Origin of the sequence: Nostoc sp. NMS8 (genome assembly GCF_017115045.1) — a bacterium.
Taxonomy (GTDB): domain Bacteria; phylum Cyanobacteriota; class Cyanobacteriia; order Cyanobacteriales; family Nostocaceae; genus Nostoc.
The window spans coordinates 22491-38728 of record NZ_JABXKK010000050.1; the positions used below are offsets into that span (position 1 = coordinate 22491).

General features: G+C 42.5%; 14 protein-coding genes. 8 read left to right on the top strand and 6 right to left on the bottom strand.

Annotated features, from left to right (window positions below; translation table 11 throughout):
- The first annotated feature begins 485 nt into the window (after positions 1-485).
- The 7 genes from HWQ39_RS08885 to HWQ39_RS08915 all read left to right on the top strand — a co-directional run bounded on the left by HWQ39_RS08885 (position 486) and on the right by HWQ39_RS08915 (position 6924).
- Positions 486-1535, top strand: a complete 1050-nt coding sequence (locus HWQ39_RS08885) for an aliphatic sulfonate ABC transporter substrate-binding protein (protein ID WP_292843536.1) — start codon at positions 486-488, stop codon at positions 1533-1535.
- Positions 1536-1634: 99 nt separating this feature from the next.
- Positions 1635-2756 (top strand): LLM class flavin-dependent oxidoreductase, encoded by a 1122-nt coding sequence (locus HWQ39_RS08890; RefSeq protein ID WP_292843537.1) that lies wholly within the window; start codon positions 1635-1637, stop codon positions 2754-2756.
- Positions 2757-2915: 159 nt separating this feature from the next.
- Complete coding sequence (locus HWQ39_RS08895) at positions 2916-3182, top strand: RRXRR domain-containing protein (RefSeq protein ID WP_292843538.1); 267 nt, start codon at positions 2916-2918, stop codon at positions 3180-3182.
- Positions 3183-3857, top strand: coding sequence for a cysteine dioxygenase family protein (locus tag HWQ39_RS08900; RefSeq protein WP_292843539.1), 675 nt, complete (start codon positions 3183-3185; stop codon positions 3855-3857).
- Positions 3841-4602: a class II aldolase/adducin family protein gene (locus HWQ39_RS08905; protein WP_292843540.1), complete on the top strand. Its 762-nt coding sequence runs from the start codon at positions 3841-3843 to the stop codon at positions 4600-4602. The genes HWQ39_RS08900 and HWQ39_RS08905 overlap by 17 nt, the downstream gene beginning before the upstream one ends.
- Positions 4603-4861: 259 nt before the next feature.
- On the top strand, positions 4862-5977 hold the full coding sequence (locus HWQ39_RS08910; RefSeq protein ID WP_292843541.1) for a sulfonate ABC transporter substrate-binding protein: 1116 nt from the start codon (positions 4862-4864) through the stop codon (positions 5975-5977).
- A gap of 125 nt (positions 5978-6102) precedes the next feature.
- The gene (locus HWQ39_RS08915) at positions 6103-6924 is read left to right on the top strand and encodes an NADPH-dependent oxidoreductase (RefSeq protein WP_292843542.1); all 822 of its coding nucleotides are present in this window, start codon (positions 6103-6105) and stop codon (positions 6922-6924) included.
- A gap of 88 nt (positions 6925-7012) precedes the next feature.
- On the opposite strand, the gene HWQ39_RS08920 is transcribed toward HWQ39_RS08915, so the two are convergent.
- The 5 genes from HWQ39_RS08920 to HWQ39_RS08940 form a co-directional block, all read right to left on the bottom strand.
- Positions 7013-7579, bottom strand: a complete 567-nt coding sequence (locus HWQ39_RS08920) for a retropepsin-like aspartic protease (protein ID WP_292843543.1) — start codon at positions 7577-7579, stop codon at positions 7013-7015.
- A 705-nt stretch (positions 7580-8284) separates the two neighbouring features.
- Positions 8285-9058 carry a nucleoside phosphorylase gene (locus HWQ39_RS08925; protein WP_292843544.1) on the bottom strand — a complete coding sequence of 258 codons (774 nt, stop codon included), beginning with the start codon at positions 9056-9058 and terminating at the stop codon, positions 8285-8287.
- An 89-nt stretch (positions 9059-9147) separates the two neighbouring features.
- Positions 9148-10374 (bottom strand): precorrin-6y C5,15-methyltransferase (decarboxylating) subunit CbiE, encoded by a 1227-nt coding sequence (gene cbiE, locus HWQ39_RS08930; RefSeq protein WP_292843545.1) that lies wholly within the window; start codon positions 10372-10374, stop codon positions 9148-9150.
- Positions 10375-10470: 96 nt separating this feature from the next.
- Positions 10471-12030, bottom strand: a complete 1560-nt coding sequence (locus HWQ39_RS08935) for a metallophosphoesterase (protein ID WP_292843546.1) — start codon at positions 12028-12030, stop codon at positions 10471-10473.
- Positions 12031-12164: 134 nt separating this feature from the next.
- Positions 12165-13136, bottom strand: coding sequence for a YegS/Rv2252/BmrU family lipid kinase (locus HWQ39_RS08940; protein WP_292843547.1), 972 nt, complete (start codon positions 13134-13136; stop codon positions 12165-12167).
- A gap of 583 nt (positions 13137-13719) precedes the next feature.
- On the opposite strand from HWQ39_RS08940, the gene HWQ39_RS08945 reads away from it, so the two are divergent.
- Positions 13720-14253, top strand: a complete 534-nt coding sequence (locus HWQ39_RS08945) for a sterol desaturase family protein (RefSeq protein WP_366932241.1) — start codon at positions 13720-13722, stop codon at positions 14251-14253.
- Between the two features lie 93 nt (positions 14254-14346).
- Here HWQ39_RS08945 and crtR read toward each other — a convergent pair whose 3' ends face one another.
- The gene (gene crtR / locus HWQ39_RS08950; RefSeq protein WP_292843549.1) at positions 14347-15393 is read right to left on the bottom strand and encodes a beta-carotene hydroxylase; all 1047 of its coding nucleotides are present in this window, start codon (positions 15391-15393) and stop codon (positions 14347-14349) included.
- Positions 15394-16238: the final 845 nt, after the last annotated feature.

The following is a 16238-nucleotide window of genomic DNA, read 5'->3' on the forward strand; positions in this document are numbered from 1 at the left end:
GAGTTCCCCGGCAGCTTGCTAGGTTTAACTTCTCGTGTGTCTTTTGCTGGTTGGTTCAATTTGGATTCCAATAAGTTAGGTAAAGAAGGTTGTCAATAAAGCTCTGAGTAAAGCTTTTCCTTGCTTTTTGGCATTGTGGACGAACGATACACATTCAGATGAGATGGACAATGCCACCTTTTTGCGTTCCTCTTATACAGAACTATGACAATCGACTTGCTTTTTAACTTTGTATGTGATAATTTCTGCTTGTAGTTAATTCAACGGTTATCCGACCGATTTACCGTATTTACGGGAACTAGTATCACAGTTAAGAGACTTCCCAATCAAAATATCCAACTATAAATGATTGTGAGATACCCACAAAATTTGGATAGTTTGTTACTTGGAAATCCCTAAATGAGCAGTAACTATGAGAGTGCTGGAGTTGATATATAGACTCTCATTCTTATCTTTTTTTAATAAAAGGAGTAATCAAAAAGTTGTTGAATCAATTCAAAAAGTTCTTATTTTTATTTCCACAACGCTCAACCAAGTCCTTGAGTGCCTTATTGATTGCTAGTTCCTGGCTAGGTTTCGTGATTTCTAGCTGCACTCCAAGTAACTCTGCAAATAGTAATAGCACTGCCCAAAATGTCAGTAACCAGACTCAAGAGAAAACTAGTTTGATTCGTCTGGGATATCAAAAGGGAGGTGTAGTACCAATTGCACGTCAACGAGGAGAGTTAGAAAAGAAGCTTGTAGCTCAGAATATCAAAGTTGAATGGGCTGGCCCCTTTGACCGATGTGCTACCTTACTCCAAGCAATTAGCGCGAATCAAGCCGATATTGGTGGGTGCGGAGATATTCCTGGGTTATCAGCTATTGCTGCCGGTCAGGAGCTTTGTATTGGGGCTGTCCAGCGTCCAAGACCAGAATCATTGGGTAGTTCGATCGTAGTCAGGGGCGATTCTCCTATCCGTAAACCTGCTGACCTTGTAGGTAAAAAAGTTGCAGTCAATCAGGCTGGCGCAGGTGAGTATTTGTTATTAAAAGTATTGGAAAAAGAGAAAATTTCTAAAGATAAAGTTCAGCGTGTATTTTTAGCGCCAACTGATGCTGCACCCGCCCTCTATCAAGGAACTGTGGATGCTTGGGCAGTTTGGGAACCTTATGTTTCAGTTGCCGAATTAGAGCATGGTGCTAGGAGAATCACCACAACCCATCCAGCTCCTACCTACAGTGTAATGCTTGTGCGTAATGATGCGGCGGCTAAATCTCCAGAAGCCGTGAAAGCTGCTTTTAGCGGTTTAACTGAGGAATACGATTGGTTGAATGCAAATACGGCAAAATCAGCCGAATATCTGGTCAAGGACATCAAAATCTCTCCAGCCGTAGCCAAGCGAGTAACTGAGAATCAAGGGCCACAGCTACTTGCCACACCGAATGCTGATGATGTTGCCAAAATTCAGAAGACTGCTGACTGGATGCTAGAGCAAAAGATTTTACCCAAAAGAGTAGATGTTGCTGCGACTATTTGCCCTACGGCTAAGTAGGAAATGAGAGGCAGGGAGCAAGGGAGAAGAGTTTTCCCCTCTGCCTCTTTTCAATGCCCCATACCGAAATAAGATTTGTAATTTTTGAGGTGATGCACTATGCCAATTGAATTTATTGGGATGATTGGAACGCGACAAATATCTGAGTTAGATGGCCCAACAGTTTCAATCACAGGTGGTTCTATAGATGCCGCTTATGTCCGCAAGTTTGCTCAGGCACATGAGGAGGGTGGTTTTGATCGGGTATTGGTTGGTTATGGCTCAACTGGCCCCGATGGCTTAACTGTGGCTTCCTTCGCGGCGGCGGCAACAGAACGGTTGAAGTTTTTAATCGCCCACCGCCCTGGTTTTGTGGCTCCGACACTCTTCGCGCGGAAAACGGCAACTTTGGATCACTTTACTAATGGTCGCATTGCTGTACACATTATTACAGGTGGCAGCGATGACGAACAGCAACGCGATGGTGATTGGCTTGACCACGATACTCGCTATCGCCGTACAGATGAGTACCTAGATATTGTGCGGCGGGTGTGGACGAGTAATACTCCCTTCGATTATGAGGGCGAATTCTATCGTGTGAAAGATGCTTACTCAGATGTGAAGCCTTTACAACAGCCCCACATACCCTTGTATTTTGGTGGCGCTTCTGGTGCAGCAATACCTGTGGGTGCAAAGCATAGTGATGTGTATGCCATGTGGGGAGAACCCATTGCGGCGGTTAAGGAACGGATACGCGAAGTAAAAGCTGTAACACCACTAGGGCGATCGCCACGCTTCAGTGTCTCGCTGCGACCGATTCTGGGTGATACTGAAAAGAAAGCTTGGGAAAAAGCGCACTCGATTCTATCGCGGGTTAAGGAAATTCGGGCTGCAAAAATAGAAAATCAACTGCCGATAACTCCCTACTTTAATTCAGTACGTCCGCAAGCAGTGGGTTCTAATCGGTTATTACAGTTTGCTCAAGAAAGCGAAATTTTCGATAAGCGCTTATGGACGCCCATTGCCGCCGCTACTGGTGCTTATGGTAATACTACTGCCCTCGTTGGTACACCAGAGCAAGTCGCAGAGTCCTTGGTAGATTACTATGACGCTGGGGTAACTACTCTATTGATTCGGGGATTCGATCCCTTAGGAGATGCGATCGCCTATGGTCGTGATGTGATTCCCCTAGTCCGCGCCGAAGTGCAACGGCGGGAGCGACAAGCCGCTGTTGTTTCTTAGTGCAGTGTTGCGTAAAATCGTAGTATTTTCAACGCAGAGGTACGCAAAGTAACCGCAGAGGTACCCAGAGTGTCTTTAAGTAGCAATTTAACTACACCACTTTCTACTTACTGTTTTACCTGAAAACTGCTGTAAATAATTTGATTATTTCAAAATTACATGACCAAAGTATTCATTCTCGATGCCAACCAAGAACCGTTATATCCAGTACGCATCAGCCATGCTAGGCTGCTATTGTCACAAGGTAAAGCTACGGTATTTCAGCGATATCCTTTTACGATCATTCTGAAAGAGTCCCTTTCTCATCTCAAACTTGAGCAACTTGGCTTTAAGATTCACCCTGGTGTTAAAACTACTAGTACTATTATCAATAAAGATAACAAAATTGGTATTAATGTTAGTCGCCTCCCAAACAGAGGAATATAAATGACGAACCACACGATATTAGAACCATTACCGGAAGACCAATGGTTTATTGAGAGTCAGGAATTACGATCCTTTGTCGCAACGGTGCGGGAAATTAGCGCTAGTACTGTTGACGATCGCACACAAACTCTCGCTAGACTAGAACCCTATTTTCAAGAACTCCTTGCCCAACAGGAATGGCTACCGGAAAAGTTTGCCCAAGTCAATCCTGAAAGCCGGATGGGTGGCGGTATTGGTCAGTGGCTACTTTATCGCGCCAAAGACCGCTCACTGTCAGTATTCAGTTTGGTGATTCCCCCAGGTTCCACAACTCCCGTCCACGACCATTTAGCTTGGGGATTGATTGGTTTATATCAAGGCAATCAAGAAGAAACAGTCTATCGCCGTGTAGATAGCGGTGGTGCCGAAGGACACGCACAATTACAAGTAACTGAAGTGCGATCGCTTCAACCAGGAGACATCTACCGCCTGTTACCGCCAGATGGTGATATCCACGCCGTCAAAACCACATCCCAGAGCGCATCTGTATCTATCCATATTCTAGGTAATGATACTGGTTGCGTATTGCGTCACCAATTCATCCCAGAATCTCAGAGCGTCAAATCCTTTCGCTCTGGATATTCCAACGCTCCCTGTAAAGAGGAAGAGGAAAAAGAACATGCCCAAGTACGATAGACCACAACCCCCAGTATTCGAGCGAGTTGAAGACGAACGCCTGCACCGTAAGCAACGTCTCGCTGCTGCCTTTCGCCTATTTGGTAAGTTTGGATTCAGCGAGGGAATCGCTGGGCATATTACGGCTCGCGATCCAGAGTTTACAGATCATTTTTGGGTCAACCCATTCGGGACATACTTCGGTCATATCCGAGTTTCTGACCTGGTGTTGGTTAACAGAGAAGGTGATGTGGTTAAAGGCGATGCTCAGGTAAATCAAGCTGCTTTCGCCATCCATTCTCAGATTCATGAAGCTCGACCTGATGTCATCGCGGCGGCTCACGCTCATTCCCTTTATGGTAAAGCCTGGTCTAGTTTGGGGCGTCTCCTTGACCCCTTGACTCAAGATTCTTGTGCTTTTTACGAAGACCATGCCCTGTTTGACGATTTTACAGGTGTTGTTTTAGAAACTTCTGAAGGTCTGCGATTAGCGCAAGCTTTGGAGTCAAAAAAAGCTATTATCTTACGTAACCACAGCATTTTAACTGTGGGGCATACAGTAGATGAAGCTGCCTTTTGGTACATTAGTTTAGAGCGATCGTGCCAAGCCCAACTGCTAGCAGAAGCAGCAGGTAGACCAACTACTATCAAACACGAAACAGCCCGTTTAACTCAAACTCAAGTAGGGTCACATACAAGTGGGTGGTTCGGTTTTCAGCCTCTTTATGACAGGATTGTGCGTGAAGAGCCTGATTTGTTGAATTAGCACTATAGTTTTTGGCACTAAAATATTCAAAATTCAAAATTTTCCGCGCGGTGTTTCGTAGAGAAGAGAGCTACATTAGGGGATTTAAACCCGACTGTAGCTTGCTTAAGAGCAGGGTAGCTGAACCGTATGGGAGTAGCTCAGACTTTGCTCAATTCAGCTACTTATTATCAACTTACCCTAAATATCTGAATATATTTATATACTCCAGTAAACCTATAAGTTTATAGTATTGATATCGCTCAGAGAAATCATTTTGATGATTAACCAAATCTTTCGCCGCTTAATTAGCAAGTGGATATCGTTGATAAAAATCAGGAATATCCCCTTTAACAATCAACATAAATTATTCTTTTCTTCTCCTTTGCCAATAGTGGGGGCTTTTATTACAGGTCTTTGTCTAAGCTTGCTATTTGCTGCTTGTTCCTCAACACCTACTGTTAATGCCCCCAATCCCAGTGCCACATCTGTTAGCAATTCTGCTTCCAATGCCAAAGTAGTCAGATTTGGCTATCAAAAATCAACCATTTTGTTGAGAACTAAGGGTGTTTTAGAAAAGCGTTTAGCACCTGAAGGTATCACTGTCCAGTGGACTGAATTTCAGGCGGGGCCGCAACTATTAGAAGCGATGAATGTCGGTAGCATTGACATCGGCCCAGTAGGAGAATCACCGCCAATATTTGCCCAAGCTGCGGGAGCATCACTAACTTACGTTGTTGGTACTGCTGCTAGTCCAGCTGGTTCCGCAATTCTTGTTCCTCAAAATTCAAAAATTCAAAAAGTTACTGACCTAAAAGGCAAAAAAGTTGCTTTTCAAAAAGGATCTAGTGCCCACTTATTGTTAGTCCAAGCTTTAGAAAAAGCTGGATTGAAATATACAGACATTGAACCTAAATATTTGGCTCCAGCAGATGCCCGTGCGGCATTTGTGAAGGGTAGTGTGGATGCTTGGGTAATTTGGGACCCCTTCTATGCAGCAGCTCAAGAGGCAACTAAAGCCAGAGTCCTGATTGATGGCACGGGAATTAATAAACAGGGAGGATATTATTTGATGACCCGCAAGTTTGTTACAGAAAATCCCCAAACTGTAAAAGCAATACTGGAGGAAATTCAAAATCTAGAAGAATGGTCTAAAAACAATCGAGAAGAAGTAGCAAAAACTCTTGCACCTGTGTTAGGAATTGATGTAGAAACGATGAGGAAGGCAACTAACAGACGAACTTTTGGGCTTGTACCAGTTGATGACAATTTGATAAATCTCCAACAAGGTGTTGCAGATACATATTACAAATTGAAGCTAATTCCCAAAGAGGTAAAAGTGAAGGATGCAGTGTTGACAAAAGAAGAATACGCTGCTTTTTCACCAAAAACTTAAACCCAAAAACTTAAACTAGTACTAATGAATCGGTTTTCAGGGCATACATCTCTATGCCCTGATAGATGAAATTGCTATTAGTCAAAGAACTGACAACTTTTGAAATGTAAATCTTGGAATTAACTATGACTAATGCTACAGAACTACTGCGATCGCGCTACGGTGAAACTCCTTTCAATTCGGAAATTGAATGGAATGATTCTCTGACATCACTACTATCACACCGTTCCATCCGGTCTTATGTATCCGATCCTCTACCACCAGGAACTCTAGAGTTGCTAATTGCAGCCGCCCAATCTGCATCTACTTCTTCTAATTTGCAAACCTGGAGTGTAGTTGCAATCGAAGACCAAGAACGCAAAGAAGAATTATCTAAACTAGCGTCAAACCAAGCACACATTAAGCAAGTACCTTTATTTTTGGTTTGGTTAGCAGACTTGGCGCGTCTAAGTTACGTTGCTGACAGCCGCGGACTATCTCATGATGCTTTAGAATATTTGGAATCTTTTGTGACAGCTACAATCGATGCCGCATTGGCAGCGCAAAATGCAACTGTAGCCGCTGAGTCCCTTGGTTTGGGAACAGTGTATATTGGCGCACTACGGAACCATCCTCAAGAAGTAGCAGCACTACTAAATTTACCGCCTTCTGTGTTCCCTGTATTTGGGTTGTGTGTGGGTTATCCAAATCCTGAAGTGCCAGCGGCAATTAAACCACGATTACCCCAGACAGCTGTGCTGCACCGTGAAACCTACAAATTAGCAGAACAAGAAGATGCGATCGCTCACTACAACGACATCATCAAAGACTTTTATACTGAACAAAAGATGAATATTGCTGGCGATTGGTCAGAACACTCAGCCCAACGGATTGCAACTGTGGAGGCTTTGAGAGGACGGGATCGCTTGCGTGAAATTCTCAATAACCTCGGCTTCAAATTGCTGTAAGGATAATAATCATAGTGCGGTTGTCTCTTTGATCAGGGGCGATCGCACTTCTATTTTCTCACAAAGTTAAATTTTCAAACTGCAAGCATTAGCGGTGATGAAATTCGATCTCTTTCTCTAGAATCTTGATGTCATAGTTGCCAAAAAAATCGTGGCCCAGTAAGCCGATGCTTGCTTTTGGTGCGATCGCTACCTGAAGATTATTACCTGTAACTCCACCTACTGCAATAGATTTTACTTTACCAGTTGGGAATTCTACTTCGCTACCATCAGCAATTTGGGCTTGCATTGTCCCCGTAGCCTGAAGTTTAAGTGTATTCGCCATATTTAGAGTAATAATCGTTCCACTAGCACCTGTATCTACAATCATTTCAAAGGTTTTTTTGTCATTGAAAGTGACATCAATCACAGGAGTTCCACCAAAACGGCGTTTGATGGGAACTCGAAAAACTTCGTTGTCTGGAGGTGCAACTATATTGGCATTGCCACAAAGCCTTGCTAATCCAACAGTTTTACCGGAGGAAGTTACCATGTAACATGCTCCTGGATCATCTGCTGTTGCTTGATGAGAGAATGCTAAAAATATCAGCGTCGGCATTATTGTGATTGCAGCTAGGTTAACGGTCGTAATCCAACGCTTCCAAGCATTCTTCATATTATATTGCTCTCCAATGTTTCTGATATTTGTTGATAATTAAATTACTCATAGCTACTGCAAAATTTGTGTCAAAATTCCAGATTATTAATCCAAAAACACCATATTCATATATAGGAGTTATCGTTATATGCAATACACTATAACCTCTCTACTCAAAGGAGATATATATAATATTCCTCCCTTTACTTTAGAGATAAGGGGTTAGGTACATATTAGATTCAATGGAAAAGCGCTATAGTTATTTTTTACTTATGTGCCTTTATAAAATAAAATTGCATTTTACTCAATACATCTTAACTAGGATTACTGATTGATAAATTAAAGATTAGGTAAAGACATGATAATAACACTTAGAGCAGATTAAGTGACATACTAATTACAGTAGTTTTCATGTATTTGAACTACATCTGTCGCTAGGGCACAGCAATGATAATTGATGTCAACTTAACGCAAAACTCCTTGTCCGCCGGGAATTTAAATTCCCGTCTCATAGCTAAAGTCATCTGAAGATGACTAAATATCGCCAAAAATCTCCAGTCTACTTCAGTAGACTTAAGCTATTAGCCCGAAAAGTTATTTTTGGGCGGGTATGGAAGCCAACAGTTAAGCTATTTCCAGCTTAAGTTGACACCAATGATCAATGATGTGCCCCTACCGCGTGGTCTATTTACCTGAAAATAGCTGTAAGATAAATTTGTTAGCTTATTCAAGTTTTTCTGCTGCATTTATAGCAATTGCGATCGCATTTTTCACAGCAATGTCTCTTTGTTCTAGAATGATATTTTCACTAACACTACGCCCAGCTACTACACCGCAAATAGCTGCTGCTGCAAAATTATACACTCCTGCCATTTTGAATAGTGTGCCGCATTCCATCTCGTAATTCAAGATATTCAAGCGTCGATATTCTTCTGTAATGCCATGCAGTGATCGCATTAAATATGGATTTGCTGAGTCAGTGCGTTCTTGCCCTTCGTAAAAAGTATCAACTGATGCTGTAATTCCGATGTAATGTTCAACCTCTAATTCTCGTGCGGCTTTAACTAAAGCGACTGTCAGAAAAGGATCGGCTGCGGCTGGATACTCCACAGGTGCAATGTCATAAGCTGCACCTTGGCGACACAATGCTGCACTGCCAATGACAACACTACCGACTGGTATATAAGGTTGAATGGAACCAGAAGTTCCAATACGAATAATTTGCCGGATTCCTACTTGTACCAACTCATTAACCACAATACTTAATGAAGGCGCACCCATACCACTTGTAGCTGATAAGATACGGCGACCATTCGGTAAGTATCCTAGATAGCTATTGAGTCCGCGATTTTCTGACAACACGCGTATATCTTGTAAATAAGTTTGGGCAATTAGACGCGATCGCTCTGGATCGCCAGATAATAGGGCAATACTGGGAGGTGATGAACCCAAATCATCTTGCTCAAAGCCAATGTGATAAAAGCGTTTATTTGCCATTCAATTTTGGATTTTAAATTTTAGATTATCTTATTTACGTTTAGGAACCGTTTTTATCTCTCCATGAATGCGATCGCACCCATACACCATTAACCATTAAGTTTTTCAGACTTCACTACTACCCATTGCGTCACAGGCGCCATTGCTCGCCAGCCCAGAAATTTACCAATAGGTTCCGCCCGTTGAATGGCAATACGAGTTAAATCGCCACCGACTCGCTCATGCCATTGAAATAAAGTTTGCTCACCCTCTACCGTCACCACATTTGCTACCAAACGCCCGCCCGGCCGTAGTGCTTCCCAGCAAACATCAAAAAGTCCTGTTGCTGTCACCCCACCACCAATAAAAATAGCATCTGGTGTTGGCAAGTCTTTCAGGACATGGGGTGCTTTCCCTTCAATGATTTGCAGATTTGGAGTACCGAGAGTGCTGGCATTATCGGCAATATATAGTAGTCTAGATGAGTTTTGTTCGATCGCGATCGCCCGACACCGAGCATTACTCCGCATCCATTCAATAGAAATTGAGCCGCAACCTGCGCCCACATCCCATAACAACGCTCCCGGTGTGGGTGCTAAAGCTGCAAGGGTAATTGCTCTAACTTCACGTTTAGTTAACTGTCCATCGTGGTGATAGGCGTTATCTGGTAATCCTGGTAACTTTGGTAATGAGATCACCCCAGCATCAGCAATACAATCAACTGCGATCGCATTCAAAGCTGCTACTTCAGTTTCACCCCAAAATGCAGCCGTACCTTCTACAATTCTTTCATGAGCGCCGCCCATACGCTCCAATACGGTGATTTTGCTGCCACCATAGCCGCGATTTGTCAAAATTTGGGCAACAATGGCGGGTGTGTCCTTCCCTTCACTCAAAATCAACAGCCGCGCTTTTGGGTAAATGTAAGACTGGAGTAGGGAGGATGGACGACTATTCAAACTCAAGGTTTCCACCTCAGTTAAAGACCATCCCACTCTGGCACAGGCGAGGCTGAAAGCTGAAGGTGCGGGGATAATCGTCATTTCAGAGACGGGAATTCGCCGCATCAAGGTGACACCAATGCCGTAACACATCGGATCGCCGCTTGCGAGTACGCAGATTGACTGGCCGCGACGCTGGATGATTTCGTCAATTGAAGTGCTAATGGGGGATGACCAGACTAGTTTCTCGCGTTGGTCATCTGTAGGGAGCATTGCTAAATGGCGATCGCCTCCCACAATTACTTTAGCTTGAGTAATTAGGGAAAGAGCGATCGCACTTAACCCTTGTAACCCATCTTCCCCAATGCCGACGATAGAAAGCCATTTCTCTGTCATAAGACGCTCCGCCTCCGGTCAGAATTCAGTATGAGCGGGTAGGGAATATTGGTTAAAAGGCAATACTGGTAAAGTATTCTGAATTCTGAATTCTGACTACTGGTTTTTTATAATCAACGGCTCAAGTTCTCGATTATGCCATTGCCGCTGATGCCATTCGGCAATCAAAGGACGGATAATAAACTTAGGCTGTCCATCGCCTTTAACGTCAATGCGTAAACCTGAATAAGGTCGTCGCTTCTGAAAACCTTGACCGCTGCGACCAACGAAGAGATGCGATCGCGCCACTAATCTATTTTCTTCCATCAAATCTGCTCCCTCAATTCGCTGGCGGCGCAAACTAAAGCCACTACCGCCACAAACAACCCAGTGGATATGAGAATCAGCGTGTCCTGTATCCATTGTCTCAAGGTGTTCCAAGCAGTGCGCGTGACCATTTAATACCAAATCTACCAAAGGACGCCCCTGAGTTAAGGAACCGATTTCTTTCGCTACCGCATCCAGCACACCACGTAAGCGATCGCGAACGATCAGAGTTTGGGCTTGTTGCCACTTCGTCGCCTCAGTTACATAAGGTGGATGATGGAAATAAATCACCCTTCCCCGAACTTCACTATTATTCCAAGATGCAATTAATCTTTGTTTGAGCCAGTCTAATTGTTCGATATCAGTTACCGTTGTTTTATTAGTAGCTAGTTGTTTATCGATATCAACAATCAGTTCTTCAATTTGTGACATCTTGGCGTGGAAGTCGTCTAATTGGTCGGCTTCGCTGGGATTTTCGGGACGAAGTTTTGATGAATTTTCGATGATTTCCAACTTTTCTTGCTCGAAATCTTCACGGCGTTTTTCTAAGAGTTTGCGATTGGCATCACCTTCTTTGGTTTTAGGTAGTGGTGGTGGATCGTTAAATGTATTAGAATCCAAGGCAAAAAAATCAATCCCGCTATAGCGAAAAGTGTAGTAGCGATTGGGAAGACGGGTAAACTGCCCAGGTTGATATGAAAGACAACGACCTGTATCTGTCTTGGCTGTATAGTATTCATCTAAGTGGCTGGCTAACTCTCCCGGAAGCTGAAACGCTTTCAGATAGTCCAGAAATGCTCGTGCGTAAGCGTCACCGGTTCCTGAGCCATGCAGTCCCACATCTAAGTCTAAGCGCGATCGCAACAGGTGACGAATGGGTAATGTTGTTAAGGATGCCAAGCTTAATAGAATCGGCAAGTTATAGTAATCGTGATTTCCTGGTACAGGTAAAATGGGCAGCTTAAAAATCATCCGATCGTAAGCAATCTGTTTGGAATCTTCTGTACCCACGAGAAACTCTCGGTAAGGCTGGATGAAGTTCTGTTGATAGTATTCACTCGATCCCACTAAATAGATCACATCCCCGGTATGCAGCATAAAATGGGATTCGTTGTGATGAGGCAGCATGAGTTCAGCCACCTGTCGCTGGGGATTGTGTCCCCGATGCTTGCCGGAACCACTATCACCTACAACTAAAAATGAAAACTCAGAATTATCTGTTTGACCATCCTCCAACACCAGCCGAGTTTGGTCGATGTTCCGTTCCACAATTAACGGATCTTGCCACCGTACCCGCTGATTCATTTTACGAATTTTGTTAGCGATCGCTGGATCGGATACAAGTTTCAATGCAATCTACTCCTGAATTTTTTACATGGAGATGAGGGAACTGGGGAGAAGCAAGGGAGCAGGGGGCAGGGAGCAGGGAGAAGAGTTTTCCCCTCTGCCCCCGCACCCCGCCCCTCTGGCTCTTTTCAATTCCCTCATTCTTCTACTGTGTCTTTCATCTCAATAGTCAGATTAGGGAGTCCTTCTAGTTTTTCTGTAGGTTCCACTTCTTCTACTAATGGCACAAAAATTCGTAAGCCTGCTGGTACACACTTAATTTCTACTGGTGTTGTGCCCAGTATTTCACCATCTAACACAACCTTTTGTGGTGGTTCAGTCGTAATTTTAAATTGTTTGGCTCGCAGGAAACCAATATCATTCCGTTCTGTGGCGTTGCCTGTAGAAGCCGTTTGAAATAGATGAAATGTCGCTGCGATCGCTCCTGCTTTGTTGGCTGGAGCTACAATCGTTAAATCTAATAATCCATCATCATAAATCAGACCTGCTGGCCCTTGAGCCAAGACTGAAGTGGCAGGCGCGGCATTTGCGACTGTTACTGCACAGGCACTAGTTTTAACGATCTTGTCTTCAGTTTCAATTTCAACATCAAAGTTACGTAAGTTTCTCAATTGCTGGATGCCTGCCAAGATATAGGCCATCATCCCAAAGCGATTTTTGGAATCGCGGTCTGCCAGTTCTACAGTTTCAGCCTCAAAGCCAATACCTGCTAAGAGTACCATCGGCCTATCGTTACAATAGGCTACATCTACATGGCGGGTTCCTCCCGCCAAAATTGTCTCACACGCACCTGCGATCGTGTCAGGAATTCCTAAAGCTGTGGCAAAAGCGTTTGCTGTGCCGCGAGAAATAATCCCAAATGGAATATCAGTACCCACTACAGCCGCCGCCGCCGCTGAGAGAGTACCATCTCCCCCCGAAGCAATGATTGCATCTACCCCTCGCTCTACCGCTTGATATGCCAGTTGGTCAGCGTCGATTTCTTCAGTTGTGAGATAAATATCGAGGTCAATATCTGGCTCTAATATTGCGCGGATTTCTGCCAGTTCTATATCTGGGTCGCCCTGACCCGCAACAGGATTGAAGATGAGACAGGCGGAACGATTCATAAGGTATTACTAACTAAGCTTGGATCATTAATGAAGATACCAAATTATTCTTAGCATTCCTGTAAATTTTCGGCTTCCCTTTTGAGGCGGAGTTTTCTGGATATATTGACCTTCAGGGCGATGTGCGATCGCATCATGCACCAAGAAAAATGAGAATCTTTGCAACCAAATTAGGTTCAATTTAATTAACAAACTTTAACATATATTAGCTTAACTACTCGATATTCTAAGATAAGCAGTGAATTTTGTCGATTAACAAATTCAATTAAAATTTGTCCATTTGTAGTAGAGAAGACCAAAACAATTGGACACGATCAGCATTTTCATTGCCCTAAATTAATATTACGGATGGGTCTAATTGACAAACCACTCATTTTGGTATTATTGCTTTTTCTTCTTCTGTATTACTCTTGCCCGATACTTTTTGATTGCTGGGGGAGCATACTTGCTCTTTTATTTAGTTCTAGGAAAGTCGCTTGCCAGCAGGAGTTTGCATTTGAAGCCGTTGATGAGTTGTTCTATTAAAAAAGATATCGAATTATCAATACTCTCCGCAGTAGTTTTTGCTATTTGTGGAGCGTTTATGATCTCAGAGTATAGTTTGGGAGCAACGCTATTATATAGTGATTTATACAAGTACGGATTGTGGTATTTAGTAGTTAGCTTTATTGCAGTACTCATTCTTCAGGATACTTACTTTTATTTTATCCATCGGGTATTTCACCAGCCTCTAATTTTCAAATGGATGCATTCTGGACACCACCGTTCAGGAGAGCCAACACCTTGGAGTTCTTCTGCATTTGACTTCCCAGAAGCGATTGTACAAGGACTTTTCTTTGTAGGTGTAAGTTTCATAGTTCCACTGCATTTCATCACCTTAGTTGCTGCACTGATAGCTATGACAGCGTGGGCAGTATTTACCCATCTTGGATTTGAGGTATTTCCCTCTTCATCTAAGAGTTACTGGATTGGAAAATGGCTAATTGGTTCTAGGCATCATTCAACACATCATCGTAAATATAAAGTGCATTACGGTTTGTATTTCACCTTCTGGGACAAACTGCTAGGTACTGAAGACCCTAATTATAAAAGTGAAACTCACACAATGGAGTTTTAATTTCTTAATAAATCAAAGTTTTCGAGACGCGATAAATCGCCGTCTCTACAAGTGTTTTGGGCTGATCTGATTTGTAGCTGCAACTTTTAATTGCTATTCATCTTGATTTTTAGTTTTTTGATGAGTAAACCGAATTCCTACAAAAATATCGTAAACAAACTCTAAAAAGTCTTTTTTTTGTAGTAAACCTGAAGTTTGATAACAGCCTTTCTCATCTAACAGGGGTTTCATTAAATAGTATGTAGACTGATATTTGTACCAGGGAATACAAGTCCATAAATGATGGATCAAATGATAGTTTTGTCCTAAAATCAAGATATTAAGAATTGGGCTAGGGTAGACGCGGGCATTTTTCCAGCGATCGCGTTCAACAAAAGGACGATGGGGCAAATAATCAAAAAATAAACCTAGTATTAATCCCACTATACCAGAAGGCACAACCCAAAAATTGAGAACGTACATTAAAAAATGATATTGAACTGAGATATAAACAATTGCAACAACAATCAAGCGGCTAATAAACCATTCCCATAACTCATATTTGCGCCACAGTCGCCGTTGAAAGAAAAACACCTCATGGGACAAAAATCGAAATGCAATTAGCCACAGTGGGCCACCTGTAGAAACAAAATGATCTGGGTCATCTTTGGGATGGTTGACATGAGCGTGATGCTGCAAATGTACTCGCGTGAACACAGGGAAAACAAACCCAAGCATCAGGGCGCTACCATGTCCTAGAATGGCATTAATTACTCGATTGCGGTGAGCAGATTGGTGACAAGCATCATGAATTACTGTCCCAGAACAATGCAAGGCAATCGTGTTAAAACTAAAGCACAACCAGTCTGGCCATTGCCAAAGCCAGTAACCACAATTAGATAACACCAACACTGTTACAGATCCCAAAAACAGTAGTAGTGTTGGATTAAAATCACCAGGCGGTGCTAACAATTCCTTTGGTGGAGCTTTCAGCAGCTTATGCGCTTCTGAAGTTATCGTTCTGATTTCTGTATCTACTACGTCTTTATAAATGACTTCCGAGTTATTGCCATTTAGCTTTTTATAGTCATCAACGCCTGGATTGATGATGATTAGGCTTTTGTCCGGGATGTCAAAAAAATTAGGATCTAAAGAGGTCATAATTTTCCTGGTCGTGATTCGTTGATAAAATAGGCTTTAAATCCCAAACTCAGCCAGCACAGAATATATTTCTTGCCCCGATTAGAGAGATAAAAAGATTGAAAATTTAGCCAATACTCTTCTATATCTAGATTAGATATGGCTTGTAGGAAATAGCAGATAGAGAAAATTTTAAATTCCTTTCTATTTACTTGTGATGTTAGCAACAACGGTATACATATTTTGCTTTGATCTCGACATTTTTTGATTTGCCAAGGCAATGCTTTTCCGATGTGCTGAGATTATGCTGTATTATTGCTTTCGTGAAAAACAATTTTCAACAATATAAAGAATACAGTTATTTGAATGATAAACGCAAGAGTTTTGTCGTAATCTGAGGTATATGAAAGTATTTTAAACATAGATATCATACTTCTAACAAAATGTATATTTTATTTGCTTAAAGAAACATTTCATCCCTTTTTTTAGGAAAGTTTATAAGTATATATACTAGCGATCGCTTTCCGCGCCTTTAGAGGATGTTTGAAAAGTTCTCTTGTCGGTATCAAAAATTTTAGATCCCCCTAAATCCCCTTAAAAAGGGGGACTTTGATTCCGGTTCCCCCCTTAAAAAGGGGGGAAAGGGGGGATCTAAAGTGCCTAAAGTCACAGCGAAACACTTTTCAAACAACCTCTTAGATTCTCTAAAACTCCACAGGCTTTATACTCTTGGGGATCTTTTTACCTCTAGCTGCGACTTCTAGTCATTCGAGATGTATATTTGCAAAATTTGGATGCTCCCAAATTAAGATTCTTGACTTATTAACTAATTCATGTAGTCTGGTGGGATAAAGTCAAGGTGAAGA

Bases quoted from the DNA above. Each gene is read 5' to 3' on its own strand.
- HWQ39_RS08890 (WP_292843537.1), top strand. From the start codon at position 1,635: ATGCCAATTGAATTTATTGGGATGATTGGAACGCGACAAATATCTGAG.
- HWQ39_RS08895 (WP_292843538.1), top strand. From the start codon at position 2,916: ATGACCAAAGTATTCATTCTCGATGCCAACCAAGAACCGTTATATCCA.
- HWQ39_RS08900 (WP_292843539.1), top strand. From the start codon at position 3,183: ATGACGAACCACACGATATTAGAACCATTACCGGAAGACCAATGGTTT.
- HWQ39_RS08905 (WP_292843540.1), top strand. From the start codon at position 3,841: ATGCCCAAGTACGATAGACCACAACCCCCAGTATTCGAGCGAGTTGAA.
- HWQ39_RS08910 (WP_292843541.1), top strand. From the start codon at position 4,862: ATGATTAACCAAATCTTTCGCCGCTTAATTAGCAAGTGGATATCGTTG.
- HWQ39_RS08915 (WP_292843542.1), top strand. From the start codon at position 6,103: ATGACTAATGCTACAGAACTACTGCGATCGCGCTACGGTGAAACTCCT.
- HWQ39_RS08920 (WP_292843543.1), bottom strand. From the start codon at position 7,579: ATGAAGAATGCTTGGAAGCGTTGGATTACGACCGTTAACCTAGCTGCA.
- HWQ39_RS08925 (WP_292843544.1), bottom strand. From the start codon at position 9,058: ATGGCAAATAAACGCTTTTATCACATTGGCTTTGAGCAAGATGATTTG.
- cbiE (WP_292843545.1), bottom strand. From the start codon at position 10,374: ATGACAGAGAAATGGCTTTCTATCGTCGGCATTGGGGAAGATGGGTTA.
- HWQ39_RS08940 (WP_292843547.1), bottom strand. From the start codon at position 13,136: ATGAATCGTTCCGCCTGTCTCATCTTCAATCCTGTTGCGGGTCAGGGC.
- HWQ39_RS08945 (WP_366932241.1), top strand. From the start codon at position 13,720: ATGATCTCAGAGTATAGTTTGGGAGCAACGCTATTATATAGTGATTTA.
- crtR (WP_292843549.1), bottom strand. From the start codon at position 15,393: ATGACCTCTTTAGATCCTAATTTTTTTGACATCCCGGACAAAAGCCTA.